The organism is Buttiauxella sp., assembly GCF_035271705.1.
Taxonomy (GTDB): Bacteria; Pseudomonadota; Gammaproteobacteria; order Enterobacterales; family Enterobacteriaceae; genus Buttiauxella.
In genome coordinates, this window is record NZ_DATERI010000059.1 from 14415 (window position 1) to 33864 (window position 19450).

18 protein-coding genes and 1 pseudogene are annotated in these 19450 nt (G+C 49.7%); 10 read left to right on the forward strand and 9 right to left on the reverse strand.

What is annotated here, in order from left to right; all coding sequences use genetic code 11:
* Positions 1–48 precede the first annotated feature (48 nt).
* The 4 genes from fadD to VJY99_RS05180 all read right to left on the reverse strand — a co-directional run bounded on the left by fadD (position 49) and on the right by VJY99_RS05180 (position 5263).
* Complete coding sequence (gene fadD / locus VJY99_RS05165; protein WP_324116948.1) at positions 49–1734, reverse strand: long-chain-fatty-acid--CoA ligase FadD; 1686 nt, start codon at positions 1732–1734, stop codon at positions 49–51.
* Positions 1735–1938: 204 nt separating this feature from the next.
* Positions 1939–2541: a Slp family lipoprotein gene (locus VJY99_RS05170; protein ID WP_324116950.1), complete on the reverse strand. Its 603-nt coding sequence runs from the start codon at positions 2539–2541 to the stop codon at positions 1939–1941.
* A 46-nt stretch (positions 2542–2587) separates the two neighbouring features.
* The gene (tsaB, locus tag VJY99_RS05175; protein WP_324116952.1) at positions 2588–3283 is read right to left on the reverse strand and encodes a tRNA (adenosine(37)-N6)-threonylcarbamoyltransferase complex dimerization subunit type 1 TsaB; all 696 of its coding nucleotides are present in this window, start codon (positions 3281–3283) and stop codon (positions 2588–2590) included.
* 69 nt (positions 3284–3352) lie between these two features.
* Positions 3353–5263, reverse strand: a complete 1911-nt coding sequence (locus tag VJY99_RS05180) for an ATP-dependent DNA helicase (RefSeq protein WP_324116953.1) — start codon at positions 5261–5263, stop codon at positions 3353–3355.
* A gap of 155 nt (positions 5264–5418) precedes the next feature.
* Between VJY99_RS05180 and VJY99_RS05185 the strand changes: the two genes are divergently transcribed.
* A complete protein-coding gene (locus VJY99_RS05185) occupies positions 5419–5763 on the forward strand; it encodes a RidA family protein (protein ID WP_324116956.1) in 345 nt (114 codons plus the stop codon).
* A gap of 30 nt (positions 5764–5793) precedes the next feature.
* Here VJY99_RS05185 and VJY99_RS05190 read toward each other — a convergent pair whose 3' ends face one another.
* On the reverse strand, positions 5794–6057 hold the full coding sequence (locus VJY99_RS05190; protein WP_324116958.1) for a YoaH family protein: 264 nt from the start codon (positions 6055–6057) through the stop codon (positions 5794–5796).
* A gap of 107 nt (positions 6058–6164) precedes the next feature.
* On the opposite strand from VJY99_RS05190, the gene pabB reads away from it, so the two are divergent.
* From pabB to VJY99_RS05210, 4 genes are all read left to right on the forward strand, one after another.
* Positions 6165–7529, forward strand: coding sequence for an aminodeoxychorismate synthase component 1 (gene pabB, locus VJY99_RS05195; RefSeq protein ID WP_324116960.1), 1365 nt, complete (start codon positions 6165–6167; stop codon positions 7527–7529).
* Positions 7530–7533: 4 nt separating this feature from the next.
* Complete coding sequence (locus tag VJY99_RS05200; RefSeq protein ID WP_324116962.1) at positions 7534–8112, forward strand: CoA pyrophosphatase; 579 nt, start codon at positions 7534–7536, stop codon at positions 8110–8112.
* A gap of 291 nt (positions 8113–8403) precedes the next feature.
* The gene (sdaA, locus tag VJY99_RS05205; RefSeq protein ID WP_324116964.1) at positions 8404–9768 is read left to right on the forward strand and encodes an L-serine ammonia-lyase; all 1365 of its coding nucleotides are present in this window, start codon (positions 8404–8406) and stop codon (positions 9766–9768) included.
* Positions 9769–10018: 250 nt separating this feature from the next.
* Positions 10019–11614 carry an EAL domain-containing protein gene (locus tag VJY99_RS05210; protein WP_324116966.1) on the forward strand — a complete coding sequence of 532 codons (1596 nt, stop codon included), beginning with the start codon at positions 10019–10021 and terminating at the stop codon, positions 11612–11614.
* Here the strand turns inward: VJY99_RS05210 and yoaE are convergent, their stop codons facing one another.
* Positions 11615–13174, reverse strand: a complete 1560-nt coding sequence (yoaE, locus tag VJY99_RS05215; protein ID WP_324116968.1) for a CNNM family cation transport protein YoaE — start codon at positions 13172–13174, stop codon at positions 11615–11617.
* A gap of 478 nt (positions 13175–13652) precedes the next feature.
* Between yoaE and manX the strand changes: the two genes are divergently transcribed.
* The 5 genes from manX to mntP all read left to right on the forward strand — a co-directional run bounded on the left by manX (position 13653) and on the right by mntP (position 17853).
* A complete protein-coding gene (gene manX, locus VJY99_RS05220) occupies positions 13653–14621 on the forward strand; it encodes a PTS mannose transporter subunit IIAB (RefSeq protein ID WP_324116970.1) in 969 nt (322 codons plus the stop codon).
* Positions 14622–14696: 75 nt separating this feature from the next.
* Complete coding sequence (locus VJY99_RS05225) at positions 14697–15497, forward strand: PTS mannose/fructose/sorbose transporter subunit IIC (RefSeq protein ID WP_324116972.1); 801 nt, start codon at positions 14697–14699, stop codon at positions 15495–15497.
* Between the two features lie 12 nt (positions 15498–15509).
* Positions 15510–16364: a PTS mannose transporter subunit IID gene (locus tag VJY99_RS05230; RefSeq protein ID WP_324116974.1), complete on the forward strand. Its 855-nt coding sequence runs from the start codon at positions 15510–15512 to the stop codon at positions 16362–16364.
* Positions 16365–16427: 63 nt separating this feature from the next.
* Positions 16428–16886, forward strand: coding sequence for a DUF986 family protein (locus VJY99_RS05235; protein ID WP_324116976.1), 459 nt, complete (start codon positions 16428–16430; stop codon positions 16884–16886).
* Positions 16887–17280: 394 nt separating this feature from the next.
* On the forward strand, positions 17281–17853 hold the full coding sequence (gene mntP, locus VJY99_RS05240) for a manganese efflux pump MntP (RefSeq protein ID WP_324116978.1): 573 nt from the start codon (positions 17281–17283) through the stop codon (positions 17851–17853).
* On the opposite strand, the gene rlmA is transcribed toward mntP, so the two are convergent.
* From rlmA to cspE, 3 genes and pseudogenes are all read right to left on the reverse strand, one after another.
* Complete coding sequence (gene rlmA, locus VJY99_RS05245; RefSeq protein ID WP_324116979.1) at positions 17845–18657, reverse strand: 23S rRNA (guanine(745)-N(1))-methyltransferase; 813 nt, start codon at positions 18655–18657, stop codon at positions 17845–17847. The two genes, mntP and rlmA, sit on opposite strands and share 9 nt — an antisense overlap.
* 259 nt (positions 18658–18916) lie before the next feature.
* Positions 18917–19158, reverse strand: a pseudogene (locus VJY99_RS05250) (peptidoglycan synthase); the annotation flags it as partial.
* Between the two features lie 80 nt (positions 19159–19238).
* Positions 19239–19448: a transcription antiterminator/RNA stability regulator CspE gene (gene cspE / locus VJY99_RS05255; RefSeq protein WP_001062678.1), complete on the reverse strand. Its 210-nt coding sequence runs from the start codon at positions 19446–19448 to the stop codon at positions 19239–19241.
* Positions 19449–19450: the final 2 nt, after the last annotated feature.

A 19450-nucleotide genomic window follows, 5' to 3' on the forward strand; every position in this document is an offset into this window, starting at 1 on the left:
CCCATAAAAAACGCCGGCAGACCGGCGTTAGGGCGACTGACTCGGAGCTCAGGCGTTATTGTTGCCTTTACTGACCGATTCGTCACGTAGTTCTCGTCGTAATATTTTGCCAACGTTTGATTTTGGCAGCTCTTCACGGAACTCAACAAGTTTAGGCACTTTGTAACCCGTAAGGTGGCGACGGCAAAAAACAACCAGCGCATCTTCGGTTAAAGACGGATCTTTTTTCACGACGAAGATTTTTACAGCTTCACCGGATGCACCATTTGGGACACCGACCGCGGCGACTTCGAGCACACCATTATGCTGCATGACGACGTCTTCGATTTCGTTTGGATAGACGTTGAAACCAGAGACCAGAATCATATCTTTCTTACGGTCGACGATGCGCATAAAGCCCTCTTCGTCCATGACAGCAATATCACCGGTACGCAACCAACCGTCTTGCAGGATTTCATCAGTCGCATCCGGACGCTGCCAGTAGCCCAACATGACCTGCGGACCTTTCACGCACAATTCACCCGGCTCACCTGGAGCGACTTCTTCACCGGCATCATTAATCAACTTCACTTCGGTTGACGGCACCGGCAAGCCAATACTCCCGCTGTGGTAATCCATGTCGTGCGGATTGGCGCTCACCAACGGCGCACACTCAGTCAACCCATAGCCTTCAAGCAGGAAACGACCTGTTAGTTTTTCCCAACGTTCAGCAACGGCATGTTGCACCGGCATTCCCCCGCCAGCAGAAAGATGCAAACTTGAGAAATCAAGCTGTTGGAATTCTTTGTTGTTGAGTAACGCATTAAACAGTGTGTTAACGCCGGTCATAGCGGTAAACGGATACTTCGCCAGTTCTTTCACCAGCCCCGGGATATCACGTGGGTTGGTGATAAGCAGGTTCTGCCCGCCAAGATCAATAAACAGCAGGCAGTTCATCGTCAGGGCAAAAATGTGATAAAGCGGCAGGGCCGTCACCACCAGCTCTTTGCGCTCAAACAACAATGGGCTGTAGGCCGCTCTGACTTGTTCAAGGTTCGCCAACATATTGCGGTGCGTCAGCATTGCCCCTTTGGCAACCCCCGTCGTCCCACCGGTATATTGCAAGAACGCGAGATCGGCATTCAATATTTCAGGCTTAATATACTGGAGGCGATAGCCGTGTTGCATGGCACTGCGGAACGAAATGGCATCAGGAAGATGGTACTTCGGTACCAGGCGTTTGATGTACTTAACAACAAAGTTGACTAACGTGCCTTTTGCCGCAGAAAGCTGATCGCCCATACGGGTCAAAATAACGTGTTTTACCTGGGTTTTATCGACAACTTTTTCCAGGGTGTGCGCAAAGTTAGAGACAATCACAATGGCGCTGGCACCGCTATCATTGAGCTGATGTTCAAGCTCACGTGGCGTATACAACGGATTGACGTTCACGACCACCATGCCCGCACGCAAAATACCAAACAACGCCACGGGGTATTGCAATAAGTTCGGCATCATTAACGCAACGCGATCGCCCTTTTGCAGGCCCAGACCTTGTTGTAAATACGCAGCAAAAGCACGGCTTCGTTCTTCCAGTTTACGGAACGTCATCACCTCGCCCATATTCACGAACGCAGGCTGATCGGCATAACGTGTTGTAGCTTGCTCAAACATATCAACCAGGGACTGATAACGGTCAGGATTTATCTCAGCCGGAACATCGGCTGGGTAGCGGTTAAGCCAAACCTTCTTCAAGGATCCACCTCTGAAATTATTATTCGTCGTCATCGTAACCCCAATATATAAACACGCTGTTAACATAATATTAACTCAGCGTACCAGTTTATTAATTAGACTGATTTAAGGTTGCGAAGCACATCACTAATTATTTTTATTCTATTGCCTAAATAAAGAGACAGCGGACTTGCCGCTGCCTCTTTATCCAGATAAAACAAATAGTTATTCTGTTACGATAGTCTGTACTTGTGCAGGGCCGGGATTATACCATCCACCGCCCCACATCCCGCCGTAGCCATAACGCCCACGATAGGGATACCGCCCGCCCCAGTACCACGGGTCGATTGGCTGTGGTGGCATGACCACTTGTTGCGTGACACGCCAGCGTTTATAGCCATTGACCTGCATCACCATAAACTTGTAGGCGGCATCACCGACTTTGCCTTCAACCACGCCGGTGATTGGACCCACAACAGTGACCAATTGCCCACGGTAATCGACCGGATCGAGGAATCCATTTACGTCAGCGTAAATACGCCCTCTTGATGGCTCACCCAATTGTGGGCGCGCACCGTCATCGAGGCTGACTGTGGCAATTTCCAGCCGCGTTTTGCCTTGTTTGTTTTCGATGTTTACCACTCGACCGCCGAAGCGCGCTTCTTGCCCAACGTAGAGTTGCGGCGCATTCATCACGCGCACTAAATCTTGTTGAGGCGTGGCACTGGTACCTTTAATCGCATCGGGGATGGTGACACAACCGCTAAGCATCACTACGGCAGCAACTGCAAGTAATCGGGTAATAATTCTGACATTCAAACCAGCCATATCCTTTCTCCTTAACGCAGTTTCGGCTTCCCGAAAACGTGGGAAACTATTCTCTGCCCGGAAGCTTTTTCCATGTGACTTCGTTACGCAGATAAACCGGCTCAGCATGTTCTACCGACACCGTACAACCATCATTTAATGCCTGAATTGCCAATGGCAACATATCTTCTGCCACAGGAAGAGTGACTTCACCATCACGGATGTGCAGTTCACTGCCTTGTGCCATATCCGGCCAAGCCTGCCAGCCTGTTCCTACTGTCGCCCATTCACCCTGAAGTTGCTTCAACCGTTCAGCAACCGCTTCAGGTTTCAGCACCGCTTCAGTTTCTTCACCGTGCCAGACGCCGTGTTCGTCACGCTGATATTCACCCCAATACACTTCGCCCATTCGTGCGTCGATAGCAGCCAGAACACGGGTCGCGCCGGTCAGTCGCCATGCGCCTTGCGCCATGGTGGCCAGCGTAGAAATGCCAATCATCGGCAATTCAGCCCCCAGCGCCAACCCTTGCGCAATACCAATACCGATACGCACACCGGTAAAACTACCGGGGCCACGGCCATAAGCAAGCGCATTCAATGCGGTCAGACCAATGCCCCCTTCATTCAGAATGTCGCGTACCAGCGGAAGAATGCGTTGGGTATGTTCGCGTGGGCAGAGTTCGAAATGGGCGCAGATCGCCCCTTCATTATACAGGGCAACCGAACATGCTTCTGTCGCGGTATCGATGGCTAAAATTCGCATGGTTTGCCAACCTCTGGCGGGAAAATAAGGTCAAAAATCGGCGCGCAGCATACCATAGTCTGGCACAAATTACTGCGCCGAGCGGTGGTTAAGGAAGTCAACTGCCCGATTAATATCCCGCGTACGCGGCGTGGGTGGAAGGCTATTGAGGAACACGGCTCCGTACGGGCGCATCACCAGGCGATTATCACAGATAACCAGCACACCACGGTCATCAACATCGCGAATTAAGCGCCCAACACCTTGTTTTAAGGTAATAACGGCATCGGGGAGTTGCACGTCCTCGAAAGGATCCCCACCACGTAGGCGGCAATCTTCCATGCGTGCTTTCAGCAAAGGATCGTCCGGCGAGGTAAAGGGCAACTTGTCGATAATCACCAACGAGAGCGCATCACCACGCACATCCACACCTTCCCAAAAACTACTGGTGGCGACCAACAATGCGTTACCCGCATCCACGAACTGCTGCAACAACTGGCCTTTGCTGGTTTCACCTTGCAACAACACCGGTAATGTCATCGTGGCGCGAAATTGTTCGGCCAAATCGCGCATCATTGAATGGGAAGTACACAGCATGAAGCAACGGCCATTGTTGGCTTCGATAAGTGGTTTGAGCATTTTAGCCAGATGTTTGCCCGCAGCCGGTTGGTTAGGGGTTGGCAAACCACGCGGCACACATAACAACGCCTGGCTGGCATAATCAAATGGGCTGGCTAACAACAATGTTTCCGCATTGGTGATACCCAGCCGTTCAGTAAAGTGACTAAGCTGGTCGTTTACCGAAAGCGTTGCCGAGGTAAAAATCCAGGTGCCCGCTTTCTGGCTTATCACTTCCTGGAATTTATCTGCAACTGAAAGCGGTGTCAGCGCCAACGTAAAGTTGCGCGCGTTACATTCATACCAGTAGCTGTAACCGGGCGTATCAACTTCTTTCAAGCGTTTGATACGCCCGCGCGCAATCACCGCGCGTTCGAAAGCTGCATCCAGTAATGCTGAGCGCCCAAGGGAGAGTTTTGCCACGTCGTAACATAACTCGAGCGCGTCATCGAGCAACAGTAGCGCACGTTGAATCGACGGTTCAGCCAGTAATTCACGTAAATTACCACGGTATCCTGGGTCACCCATTTGCAGGCGAAAATCCTGGGTGCTTTGCGCCAATCGGTCCGCACTCTTCTGCAATTGCTGCGCATCACGCACTTCAGTGCGGTAGGCAATTGAAATGTCTTTGGCAATATCCAGTAGCTGGCGGCTGGTGACAGATTGCCCAAAGTATTGGCTGGCAATATCAGGGATTTGGTGGGCTTCATCGAAAATCATGACTTCAGCTTCAGGAATCAGCTCGCCAAAACCACCCTCTTTGACCACCATATCGGCCAAAAAAAGGTGATGGTTGACCACCACTACGTCAGAATCCATCGCTTTTTTACGCGCTTTCACCACGAAACAGTCTTTATAAAGCGGGCAATCCTGACCCAGACAGTTATCGTTGGTGCTGGTCACCATCGGCCAGACGGTTGAATCCTCGGCGACACTTGCACAAGTACTGATATCCCCGTCAACGGTTTCTATCGCCCAACCCCGTAGCTTGACGATGTCACTTAGCGTCTGGACTTGCAGATCGCCACCCGCCAGAGCTTGTTGCTCTAAACGCTCAATGCACAAGTAGTTCGAACGCCCTTTTAGCAGTGCCAGCCGCCCTTTAAAATCCAGCGCCCGCGCCACCGTCGGTAAATCGCGTGAAAAGAGCTGATCTTGTAAAGCTTTTGATCCGGTAGAGATAATGACTTTTTTGCCTGAACGCAGAGCCGGAGCCAGATACGCGTAGGTTTTACCGGTGCCGGTACCCGCCTCCACCACCAGCTCACGCCCGGAAGCGATAGCTTGAGTGACGGCTTGTGCCATCTGACGTTGTGGTTCACGTGGTTTAAAACCCGTTATCGCCGTGGCGAGTTGGCCGTCTGCTGCAAAATCGTCTGTCACATTACCCCCTGGGTTTATTGACAGTGATTATGTCAGCCTGAGCGGTGTTAAGCCAGTGGAAGCCGTTTGCGGATTGTGGCAGGCTGTTCCTCAATATATACCCTAAATAATTCGAGTTGCAGGATGGGTATGAACAAGCTGATAAGGAAACAGTGATGAGTATTGTGCGTATAAAACCTGAAGCACGTTGGTCTGATGCGGTTATTCATAACAACACGTTGTATTACACCGGTGTGCCAGAAAACCTTGATGCGGACGCTTACGAGCAAACCGTCAACACGCTTGCGCAAATCGACACTGTGCTGCAGGAACAAGGCAGCGATAAGAGTAAGATCCTCGACGCCACCATTTTTCTGCCAGAAAGAGCCGACTTTGCAGCGATGAATAAAGCCTGGGATGAGTGGGTAGTCGCGGGTCATGCGCCGGTACGTTGTACCGTGCAGGCAAAATTGATGAACCCGCGCTACAAAGTAGAAATTAAGATTATCGCGGCTGTGTAAAATTATGCGAATGGGGGCGCATGCCCGCCCCTACTCGTCGTCGTTTTCTTCGTAACGGTCAACGTACCTTTCTTCACCATCATCATTCGCGTTTTCGTCGTCGCTTTCCGCGTCGCCGACATCGTCATCTTCAAAACGGACAGCGACCATCTCACCCGTGTGATTGGCACGAATTTCTGCGGCGACAAGCGTAATCGCTTCGCCACTACTCATGCCCTGCGCCATCAGCTCCTGAATACGTTCTACAGCTTCCTGCTGCTGCTCATGGGATAATGCGGGTAATCCTGCAATCATTTTCGACTCCTGTTACATTGCTGGGTTAATTATTTCACGCTGCATTCAGGGTTTCCAGTGGGTTCCCGGTCTGGCAGGATGATCTGTCTCTTTTTGAGTTGTGGTTTATGACGTTACAGACACTCACTTTTCGAACTTTGCCGTGGCATCCCGATGCTGTTCAACACACTTTCAAAGCGTTAGCACAGCAACCGTGGGCCATGCTCTTGCATTCCGGCTTCGCTGACCATCCACATAATCGCTTTGACATTCTGGTTGCCGAACCTCAGGCAACATTAGTGACTTGTGGTGCTGAAACGACAATCTGCGTTGAAGGGGCGACTTCAGTGCATCGCGGTGATCCTCTGCAACTGCTGCAGCAAACCCTTGATGGTTTTGGTTATCAACCAACAGCGCACCCAGAACTTCCCTTCTTAGGCGGCGCTCTGGGTTTATTGGGTTATGACTTGGGTCGCCATTTCGAAAAGCTACCTGTGCAGGCGCAACGTGATCTTACAACACCCGATATGGCAATTGGCATTTATGATTGGGCGTTGATTGCTGATCACCAGAATCAGTGCCTGACTTTGCTGTGTTGGGGGGATATAGATGCTCGCCACCAGTTTCTCGAAACGCTGGTGCCGTACAGCCCTTGCCAACCGTTCCGCCTGACGAGTGCGTGGCAGTCCAGTATGACCCGCGAGCAGTATGGACTTAAATTCCGTCAGGTACAGGAATATCTCAAAAGTGGCGACTGCTACCAGGTGAATCTCGCGCAGCGCTTTCAGGCCAGTTACGAGGGCGATGAGTGGCAAGCCTTTGAACGGTTGAATGCAGCGAATCGCGCACCGTTCAGTGCCTTTATTCGTTTACCTGGCAGCGTCATTTTAAGCCTTTCGCCTGAGCGGTTCATTTTACTTAAAGGCGACAATATCCAGACACGTCCCATTAAAGGCACATTGCCTCGGCTTGAAGATCCTCACGCCGATGCTCAGCAGGTTGAAAAATTAGCAAATTCACCGAAGGATCGCGCCGAAAACCTGATGATTGTTGATTTGCTGCGCAATGATATTGGCCGAGTTGCGGTACCGGGCAGCGTAAAAGTCCCTGAATTGTTTGTCGTCGAACCGTTCCCAGCCGTTCATCATCTGGTGAGCACGATAACCGCACAATTACCGCCGCATCTGAAGGCAACAGATTTACTGCGCGCCTGTTTCCCGGGTGGTTCGATTACCGGCGCACCGAAAGTGCGCGCCATGGAAGTGATTGAGGAACTCGAGCCACAGCGGCGTAATGCCTGGTGTGGGAGCATTGGTTATTTGAGCTTCTGCGGGAACATGGACACCAGTATTACCATCAGAACGTTGACCGCCGAAGGGGGCAAACTGTACTGCTCGGCAGGTGGCGGTATTGTGGCTGATAGTGTTGAATCTGCGGAATATCAGGAAACTTTTGATAAAGTTAATCGTATTCTTCCGCAACTTGAGAAGTGATGTAATGCCCGAATCGTCCTTGAGCATGAGCGATTTTTTATCGCGTTTTCAACTATTACAACCGCCGGTTACCCGCAAGAGCGGGAATAAACGCCAGGCCGCGGTGCTAATCCCCATTGTGCGCCGCCCAGAACCTGGGCTGCTGTTGACCCAACGTTCGGCTATGCTGCGCAAACATGCCGGGCAAGTTGCCTTTCCTGGGGGTGCCGTGGATGACACTGATGAGTCGTTAATTGCCACAGCACTGCGAGAAGCCTGGGAAGAAGTGGCTATATCGCCAGATTGCGTTGAAGTGATTGGCACTCTGCCACCCGTTGATAGCATCACGGGTTTTCAAGTCACGCCCGTTGTCGGCATCATCCCACCCAATCTCCCTTACCAGGCCTGTGAAGATGAAGTGGCGGCAGTTTTTGAGATGCCCCTGATGGAGGCACTCACATTGGGACGCTACCATCCGTTGGATATTCACCGTCGCGGTAACGCGCACCGCGTCTGGCTTTCCTGGTATCAGAACTACTTTGTCTGGGGCATGACAGCCGGAATAATCCGCGAGTTGGCTTTGCAGATAGGCGTGGAAGATTGATCTCTCTTTAATTCTGCAAAAACAGCTATATTTAGTGAAGTATCTGGTCGTGATTTCGTGGCTTTTAGCTGAGATTAGACAAGCTAACGTAAAGCATTAGTTTAAATCATGTGAATAGTTTACTACGGTGAGCAATAAATTTTTAAACTAGTCTTCTGCGATTTTGCAGCATCATATTTCATTTATAGCCAAAATAGTTCGAGTTGAGGAAAGGCGGGTTGTGAGTGCGACCAACACACCAACAGCTTGAACTATGACGGGTATTTCCGGTGTCCTGAAAGGAGTTTTAGCGTGATTAGCATATTCGACATGTTCAAAGTCGGCATTGGGCCATCCAGTTCCCATACCGTCGGCCCGATGAAGGCCGGTAAGTTATTTGTCGACTCCCTGCTCGAAAAAGGATTACTGGAAAGCACGACACGTCTCGCTGTCGATGTTTACGGTTCTTTGTCACTGACAGGCAAAGGGCACCATACCGATATCGCTATTATCATGGGTCTTGCAGGTAACGAACCTGCCACTGTTGATATTGACTCCATCCCGGCATTTATCCGTGATGTAGAAACACGTAGTCGTTTGTGGCTGGCTCAGGGCCGCCATGAAGTCGATTTCCCGAAAGATACCGGCATGTGTTTTCGCAACGACAACCTGTCGCTCCATGAAAATGGCATGTCTATCCATGCGTACAGTGGCGATAAAGTCATCTACAGCAAAACCTACTATTCCATCGGTGGTGGTTTTATCGTTGATGAAGAGCATTTCGGCAAAGAAGCAACTGACGAAGTGGTCGTGCCTTATTCGTTCAACTCCGCACAAGAGATGCTTCAGCACTGCAAAGATACCGGCATGTCATTGTCTGGCGTCATCATGCAAAACGAACTGGCTCTGCATAGTCGTAAAGAAATTGAAGAGTATTTCGCTAACATCTGGCAAACCATGCGCGCTTGTATTGACCGTGGTGTGAACACCGAAGGGGTACTGCCTGGCCCGTTGCGTGTACCGCGTCGTGCTTCAGCGTTGCGTCGTATGCTGGTGTCCAGCGATAAACTCTCCAATGACCCCATGAACGTTATCGACTGGGTGAATATGTTTGCATTGGCGGTTAACGAAGAAAACGCCGCGGGTGGACGTGTAGTTACGGCTCCAACCAACGGTGCCTGCGGTATTGTACCGGCGGTGCTGGCATACTATGACCACTTTATCGAATCGGTTAGCCCAGAGACTTACATCCGCTACTTCCTCGCCTCTGGTGCCATTGGTGCGTTGTATAAGATGAATGCTTCTATTTCTGGTGCAGAAGTCGGTTGCCAGGGGGAAGTCGGTGTAGCCTGCTCGATGGCGGCGGCTGGCCTTGCTGAAATCCTGGGGGCCAGCCCAGAGCAAGTCTGTATTGCAGCCGAAATTGGTATGGAACACAACCTCGGTTTGACCTGCGATCCTGTAGCGGGTCAGGTTCAAGTGCCGTGTATCGAACGTAACGCTATTGCTTCCGTGAAAGCGATCAACGCCACCCGTATGGCAATGCGCCGCACCAGCGAACCGCGTGTTTCACTCGATAAAGTCATTGAGACGATGTATGAAACGGGCAAGGACATGAATGCAAAGTACCGCGAAACGTCCCGCGGCGGCTTGGCCATTAAAGTGCAGTGTGACTAATCTCTTTGGCCCTCTGATTTGAGGGCCAATCTAGCGTGCTTAATTCTGACACTATTGTCGCAACGCTAACAAAAACAATCGCGTTGTGGCAGTAGCAGAGGAACAGCCGTTGTGGATGCAACGCTTGTGTAAAAGGCTCACGAGCTATCATCTAAAAGTATGATTTTCCCGTCATGTTTCCAATCCCCCACTACACTTTGAATGTTCTGCGTGCCGATTTCGGTCGCGGTTCTAAACAAGGTGATCACGGATGCAGACAGCTCAACGTATTATACGAGGGTATCGCCGCAGGCGTTTAATTGTCTGTATCGGGCTAGCGGTAATGGCACTGCTGTTCACACTTAGCGCACGCTATGTCTCTGAGCGCAAAGTGAATGAGCAGCATTTGCTGACGTTTAATCAAGGCATTATCAGCGCTCTTGAAAATATTCTGATTCCGCTTGAAGAAGCCAATAAAGAGATCATTCCTCTGGTTGGAATGTCTTGTGAGGTTGCTCAACTCAAAATGCGTGAACATGCGGCACGCTTGCAAACCGTGCGCTCAATCGGGCTAATTAAAGATGATATTCTTTATTGCTCAAGTATTTTTGGTAGCCGTTACGTACCTGTAAAGTTGCTGCAACCACGGTTACCTTCGACCCAGAATCTCCTGTTTCTCTCGATAGACCGCTCATTACTGAAAGGAACGCCGATTTTGCTGTCCTGGACCCCGTCGGCAAACAGCAGTCACGATGGGGTCATGCAAGTCATTAATATTGAAATGCTGACAGGATTAATCCTTCAACCTGAACATCCATGGGTTTCAAGGGCAGTATTCAATGTTGCAGGTTCACACCTGGAATACGGCAAAGGGCTCTTGCAGAGAATTACCGCTGAGGACGGGCAAGTCAGCCATGAAATGGCCTCTGAACGTTTCGCGTTTTCTGTGACCACCATCGGACCATCACCAGAAGCGTTGGCCTTACACACTTTGCCGACTCAACTACCCCTGGCATTGATTCTCAGTATGCTGATTGGTTATATTGCCTGGCTTGCGACCGCCAACCGCATGAGTTTTTCGTGGGAAATTAACATTGGGTTGGCCTCGCGTGAATTCGAAGTGTTCTGTCAGCCGCTGGTGAATGCCCGTAATCTTCAGTGTGTGGGTGTGGAGTTGCTGTTACGATGGAATAACCCGCGCCAGGGCTGGATCCCACCCGATATATTTATCCCCCTTGCTGAACAGCAAAACCTGATTGCGCCGTTGACCCGCTATGTGCTGAATGAAACGATTCGCCACCTTGATATATTCCCAAAATCACGTCAATTCCACATCGGGCTCAATGTGGCCGCCAGCCATTTCCATGAAGGGGAAATTATTGCCGATTTGCGCCGCTACTGGTTCCCTGCTCTCCCGCAACAAAAATTGACGCTGGAATTAACAGAACGAGATGCGTTACCCGATGTCGACCATCGCGTAGTACGCGACTTGCACCGTATGGGAGTGGATTTGGCGATAGATGATTTTGGTACTGGCCAGAGCTCATTATCCTATCTGGAATTACTGAATCCGAATGTGTTGAAGATTGATAAGTCGTTTACGGCGGCTATCGGAACAGATGCGGTAAACTCGACGGTCACTGATATTATTATCTCTCTGGCACAGCGACTGGGAATCGATCTGGTTGCAGAGGGTGTGGAAACGCCGCAGCAGGCCGAGTATTTGCGCAGCCACGGCGTGAATGTCATGCAAGGTTATTTATATGCGCGGCCAATGCCACTAAGCGATTTCCCTCGCTGGCTAAGGGGGAACACTCCCCCCCCGCGCCATAGAGGCCATCCAGTTTCAGTCATTCCGTTGCGCTGATTACTCTTCCTCATCTTCATGTTCGGAGCGTTCTTTCACCACACGAACTAACTCCACGCGGTAATCGTTCGCTTCAACAATCTGGATGCGAAGCGGAGCAACGTCAATAATATCGCCTGCTTTCGGGATGTGACCGTTCACGGAGATAACCAAACCGGCAATCGAGGCGATATCTTCGTCGTCGTTGACCAGTGTGTTGATATCCAGATGCTGCTGAATCGCATGCAGGTCGGTAGAACCTTTTACCAACCAACCGTCACCATCACGCACAATTTCTGGTGTTTCATCTGCATCCGGGAACTCACCCGCAATGGCTTCCAACACATCCAGCGGCGTGACCAACCCTTGAACGACACCAAACTCGTTGTTCACGATAACGAAGCTACCGCGAGCCCGACGCAATACGCCCAGCAAGTTGATCGGATCCAGCGTTTCTGGAACGACGATTGCAGGGTACTGCGCGGCGATTGCCGCCACATCACCACCGTTTTCCAGCGCCACTAGCAACTCTTTCGCCCGCACGATACCGATGATTTCATCCAACTCACCGCGACAAATCGGGAATAAACTATGCGGCGATTCCAGCAGTTGCTCGCGGATTTCAGCCTTCGTTTTATCGGCATCAACCCAAGAGATCTCACCGCGAGGCGTCATGATGCTGCGCAACGAGCGCGAAGCCAGCGTCAAAACACCGTTGATCATGTAACGCTCTTCCGCAGCGAATGATTCCGCTTCAATGGGGGTAATCGTTTTATTGTCTTCATTTGATGAACGCTGTTGGCGCTTGCCATTCATCAGGCGCAAAATCGCGTCAGCCGTACGGGCACGTAACGGCACATTTGACTGATGACGGATAAAATTGCGACGCGCAATCTGATTAAAGAACTCGATGATTATCGAGAAACCAATCGCAGCGTACAGATAGCCCTTAGGAATATGGAAACCGAAGCCTTCAGCAACCAAACTCAGACCAATCATCAACAAGAAACTCAGGCACAGCACCACGACCGTCGGATGTTGGTTAACAAAATTCGTTAACGGTTTTGACGCCAACAGCATGACACCCATTGCAATCACGACCGCCGCCATCATCACTGGCAAGTGATTAACCATCCCCACTGCGGTGATGACCGCATCGAGTGAGAACACGGCGTCCAGCACGACAATCTGCAGCACCACGACCCAGAAACTGGCGTAACCTTTCCCATGCCCATCATCATGGTTGCGATTCTCCAACCGTTCATGCAGCTCCGTTGTTGCTTTAAACAGCAAGAACAAGCCCCCGAATAGCATGATGAGATCACGCCCGGAGAACGTCATGTCAGCGACGTTAAACAGAGGTTGGGTGAGTGTCACCATCCATGAGATTAACGACAACAAGCCCAGTCGCATCACCAACGCAAGGGATAAACCAATAAGTCTCGCTTTATCTCTCTGTTTTGGTGGAAGTTTATCCGCAAGTATCGCAATAAAGACCAGGTTATCAATACCCAGCACAATTTCCAGAACAATAAGCGTCAGTAAACCCACCCATATTTGGGGATCCATTAAGAGTTCCATGACAAGCTCCGGTCTTGGGAATAACTCAGCGGCAACCCGCGTAACGCGGACGCAGAAAGTTGAATTAAGGTATTAACGGGGCGTGCTACGCCAATGTGAAAGGTTGAAGATTCAAACCTGAAAATGAAAAGACGTCGGTGACGGTCCATACGGTGGGCTACTGCCCTTTACTCCTTAGTTATTAAACAAGACGCAAACAATATCAGAGCAAAATACCCTTTTGCAAAGATTTACCTGATTTTGCAATTTTACTGTCATTGACCAGGCTCATAATTCGCTCTGCGAATCATTATGTTCCAACCAAAGCTAAATTACGGATCTTCATCACATAAAATATTTTTTTCACTGTCTAAAATTAATCCGTCCCAAGTTACACGTCTTTACTCATACCGTTATCTGAATCGATTCGCTTATGAAACGGATAATCTACAAACACCCATTTTAAGGGTGTGGTTATGACCAACACAGGAGGTAGCAAGTGACTATTGCTATTGTTATAGGCACGCATGGCTGGGCCGCAGAACAATTGCTGAAAACCGCTGAAATGCTATTAGGCGAACAACAAAATGTTGGCTGGATAGACTTCGTTCCCGGTGAAAACGCCGAAACTTTAATCGAAAAATATAACGCTCAATTAGCAAACCTGAACACCGACAAAGGTGTGCTGTTTCTCGTCGATACTTGGGGTGGCAGTCCATTCAATGCTGCAAGCCGTATTGTCGTCGATAAAGAGCATTACGAGGTCGTCGCCGGGGTGAATATTCCGATGCTGGTTGAAACCTTGATGGCCCGTGATGATAACCCTTCTTTTGATGAGTTAGTGGCACTGGCTGTAGAAACAGGCCGTGAAGGGGTAAAGGCCCTGAAAGCAAAACCTGTTGAACAAACCGCATCCGTTGCGCCAGTCGCTGCCCCTAAAGCAGCTACACCGGTTAAACCGATGGGTCCAAATGACTACATGAATATTGGTCTGACCCGTATTGACGACCGTTTGATTCATGGACAAGTCGCTACCCGCTGGACCAAAGAAACCAACGTAACGCGTATTATTGTTGTCAGTGATGAAGTGGCCGCCGATACCGTGCGTAAAACCTTGTTGACGCAAGTTGCCCCTCCAGGTGTGACGGCACACGTGGTTGATGTCGCCAAAATGATCCGCGTTTACAACAACCCAAAATATGCAGGCAACCGTGTGATGCTGCTTTTCACCAATCCAACAGATGTTGAACGCATCGTGGAAGGTGGCGTGAATATTAAATCAGTCAATATCGGTGGTATGGCGTTCCGTCAGGGTAAAACCCAGGTTAACAACGCGATTTCTGTCGATGACAAAGATATTGAAGCCTTCAAGAAGCTGAACGCGCGCGGCATTGAGCTGGAAGCCCGTAAAGTTTCAACCGATCAAAAACTGAAAATGATGGATCTGATCGCCAAGGTGAAAAGCTAATTACTTAGGTGATTAGTTTCACTCTCCGTTCTGCTCAGTTTTCACACATAAGTCACACGTTTAAGGAGAAGTACAATGGAGATTACCACTCTTCAGATTGTGCTGGTGTTTATCGTAGCTTGTATTGCCGGTATGGAGTCGGTGCTCGATGAATTTCAGTTCCACCGTCCGCTGGTCGCCTGTACCTTAATTGGTCTGGTACTGGGTGATATGAAAACCGGTATTATTATCGGTGGTACCCTTGAAATGATAGCCTTGGGTTGGATGAACATAGGTGCGGCGGTGGCTCCCGATGCGGCCCTTGCGTCAATTATCTCCACCATTCTGGTTATAGCCGGAAACCAGGGCATCGGTTCTGGTATCGCGCTGGCCATCCCGCTGGCAGCAGCAGGCCAGGTTCTGACCATTATCGTTCGTACTATTACCGTGGGCTTCCAGCACGCAGCAGATAAAGCGGCCGAAAGTGGCAACCTATCCGCGCTTTCCTGGATTCACGTTTCCTCCCTGTTCCTGCAAGCAATGCGTATCGCCATTCCTGCCGTTATCGTCGCGGTTTCCGTCGGTACCAGTGAAGTACAGAACTTGCTCAACGCAATTCCTGAAGTGGTTACCAGCGGTCTGAACATCGCCGGTGGCATGATTGTGGTCGTAGGTTATGCGATGGTCATCAACATGATGCGCGCAGGCTACCTGATGCCATTCTTCTATCTGGGCTTCGTTACTGCGGCTTTCACCAATTTCAACCTGGTTGCGTTGGGTGTGATTGGTGCTGTGATGGCAATTCTGTACATCCAGTTGAGCCCGAAATACAACCGTACTGCCGGTGCTCCAGCGCCTGCTGCCGGTGCTAACGACCTCGATAACGAATTAGATTAATAGGTGAGCGAAATGGTTGATACCACCAAAACAACGACTACCGAGAAGAAACTCACCCCAGGTGATATTCGTAGCGTATTCCTGCGTTCAAACCTGTTCCAGGGGTCATGGAACTTCGAACGTATGCAAGCGCTGGGCTTCTGCTTCTCAATGATTCCGGCAATCAAACGCCTGTATCCTGAGAACAACGATGCCCGCAAACAAGCGATTAAGCGTCACCTGGAATTCTTTAACACCCATCCTTATGTGGCCGCGCCAGTGTTGGGCGTAACCCTTGCAATGGAAGAGCAACGTGCGAACGGCGCAGAAATTGATGATGGTGCCATTAACGGTATCAAAGTGGGTCTGATGGGGCCGTTGGCGGGTGTAGGCGACCCCATTTTCTGGGGTACTGTGCGTCCAGTATTTGCAGCGCTCGGTGCAGGTATTGCAATGAGCGGCAGCCTGCTCGGTCCATTGCTGTTCTTCATCTTGTTCAACGCCGTACGTTTGCTGACTCGTTACTACGGCGTGGCTTACGGTTACCGCAAAGGGATCGATATCGTTAAGGATATGGGCGGCGGCTTCCTACAAAAATTGACTGAGGGGGCGTCAATTCTCGGCCTGTTTGTCATGGGGGCGCTGGTTAACAAGTGGACACACGTTAACATACCGCTGGTCGTGTCGAAGATTACCGACCAGACTGGCGCTGTTAAAGTGACCACAGTTCAAACCATCCTTGACCAATTGATGCCGGGCCTTGTGCCATTACTGTTAACGTTTGCTTGTATGTGGCTGCTGCGTAAGAAAGTCAACGCGCTGTGGATAATCATGGGCTTCTTTGTTATCGGTATCGTCGGTTATGCTATCGGCCTGCTGGGTCTGTAATTGATTCGATGAATTCAACCGGGGGCCTGTCCCCGGTTTTTTATTGTTTAAACAGGAGGTGTTATGACGTTAACGGATGTTGTTTTACTGGTGTTTATTGTGCTGTTGCTTGCCTGGGCGATTTACGATGAATTCATCATGGATAAGCGTAAAGGCAAAACCCTACTCAAAATCACCCTGTTGCGCCGTAATCGTATCGACAGCACTATCTTTGTAGGTTTGGTCGCCATCCTTATTTACAACAACGTCACCACGCACGGTACTCCACTGACGACCTGGTTATTATCTGCTCTGGCCTTGCTGGCAATTTATATCTCCTGGATTCGTCAACCTAAATTACTGTTTAAAACAGAAGGCTTCTTCTTTGCCAATGTCTGGATTTTATATTCACGAATTAAAGAGATGAATTTATCCGAGGACGGTGTATTGGTTTTGCAATTAGAACAAAGACGCTTGCTCATTCGAGTGAAGAACATTGATGACCTGGAAAAAATTTATAAACTAATGGTTAGCAATCAGTGAGTTAACGCCACACATTAAACTATATTTTGTTATTTTTTATACAATAATTTAAATATAGCCAATGCTATTTCGCACACTTTTCGTGCTCTTATTTTAAGCTTCCATTTACCCATAAAGGCAAATGAAAATCGTTATCAATTGACCATCAAGAATAATAGCTTTCAATTATTGTTTTATCTTTGAAAAATATGTTAAGGTTGCGCCCTCGTTGGGGAGTAGCCGATTTTCGCTATTGCGAAAATGTACATGTCAACATACTCGTTACTTGTTTATTCAAGAAAAAACGTGGCATGTACGACTCAAACACTGAGTAGGCGAGACCATACGCATGTAACCATCATTTAAGTTGGGGATGGCTGACGTGTATATGGATATTCCCAACTGAGGCGTTTGTATGAATCTCTCCGCTACTCTCATTCTCGCTTTTGGCATGTCGATGGATGCTTTTGCAGCATCAATCGGGAAAGGTGCCTCACTCCATAAACCCAAGTTTTCCGAAGCTCTACGTACCGGGCTCATCTTTGGCGTAATCGAAACGCTCACCCCTCTTATCGGCTGGTGCCTGGGCCTGTTGGCAAGCCAAATTGTGTTGGACTGGAACCATTGGGTCGCCTTCATCTTGTTGGTGTTTCTCGGAATAAGAATGATCTATGAAGGGATCCGTAGCAATGATGATGAAGAAACACCGAAGTTGCAACGCCATGGATTTTGGTTATTAGTCACTACCGCGATTGCGACCAGCCTTGATGCTATGGCTGTGGGCGTTGGTCTGGCGTTCCTGCAAGTCAATATTATCGAAACTGCGCTGGCGATTGGTTGCGCGACCATGATCATGTCCACAATGGGTATGATGCTGGGCCGTTTTATTGGCCCATTGCTAGGAAAACGCGCTGAAATCCTCGGCGGTTTAGTGTTGATTGGGATGGGTTGTCAGATTCTTTACAGCCATTTTAGTCCGTTAAGCTAATACTTCACGGCGCCAGACACGTACCACAAAGTCAGTCTCACAATCGAATGCCGTTTCAGCCGCTAAGCTCTGCCACACTTCTGGGCGAGCACGCCAGGCAAACGGCGTCATTTGCAGCAATGCAACCGCTTCACTACCTTGCAACGTCATCGGCCAGCCAATATTTTGCATGTGCTCCACAACAAAACCCGGCAAAGATTCAGGTTCGCTACTGTGTAACATCACGTTGTCATAGATTAAGCCCTTAAGTTGCATCAAATGACGGGGGCCAGGCGTCGCGGTAATGACTATGCCACCGGGTTTAACAACACGCGCAAGTTCTTCGGCTTTGCATGGCGCAAAAATTCGGACGACTGCATCCAGGCTATTATCGGCAAACGGTAAGCGATGACTCGAGGCTACGCAGAACTGCACCTGAGGATAGCGTTTCGCCGCGTAGCGAATCGCGACTTTGGCGACATCCAATCCCCATGTCATGCCATTTAGTTTCGTGACAATTTGCGCAAAACCGGCAGTGTAATACCCTTCTCCACAACCAATATCCAGCAACGTCACCGGAGCCGTTTTCTCAAGTTGCTGGCAAATAGCCTCACGCAAAGGCTGGTAATGTCCGGCATCGAGAAATGCTCTACGCGCTTGCATCATCTCGCTGCTATCACCTGGATCTTTAGAGCGTTTATGCTGAACGGGCAGCAAATTCACGTATCCTTCTTTTGCCTTATCGAATTGATGGCCATCAGGGCAAACAAAACTCATCCCTTGGGCTGCAAGCGGCGCATGGCAAAGCGGGCAAAGATAGGACATAGGAACTCCAGGCAATCATAAAGGGCGCAAGTGTAACGCTAAACGCCCTGTTTCGAAAAGCCACTAACCGGCGGAATGACCTGCGACGGGTTTATTTAATACCATTAAATTTGGGTAACCTACGGGTAAACCATCAGGTTTAATATTTTCCAGCCGCAAGACATCGCTCATAATTTGGCTAGACACCGGAGCCGCAACCGCCCCACCATAATAAGCCCCATTTTCTGGACTGTTAATCACTACGACCAGCACAAAGCGTGTTTAGCGCAGTCGCAAACGCCTGCCAGCGGTTACTTACCTGCACGCCCCTTTTCCATCACCGTTTTTGGATAGGCCCAGATGGCTTTCGCTGACTGCCAATGGCCGACCTGTGCGATCTTCAATCATGCCACGTGGACCCACAATCGGTTCTTCTCGCAAAGAACGCATGTCCTCTTGCTTAACAAGATCCTCGGAGGAGATGATTTGCAACCAGGCAACGCGTCCTAATAAAAATACCAGCCACATGAAAAAGCCCCGCTACATGAGCGAGGCTTTTATCAAAATTTGGCGTTATTCGCGCCAGGTCTAATTCAACGGAATTAGATAGCAGTTACGTTAACTGCAGCTGGGCCTTTCTGGCCGTCCTGGATTTCGAACTCAACGTTCTGGCCTTCAGCCAGAGTTTTGAAGCCGTTACCCTGGATTGCAGAGAAGTGTACGAACACGTCTTTGCTGCCGTCAGCAGGAGTAATGAAACCAAAACCTTTAGACTCGTTGAACCACTTAACTTGACCTTTAATCTTTGCCATTT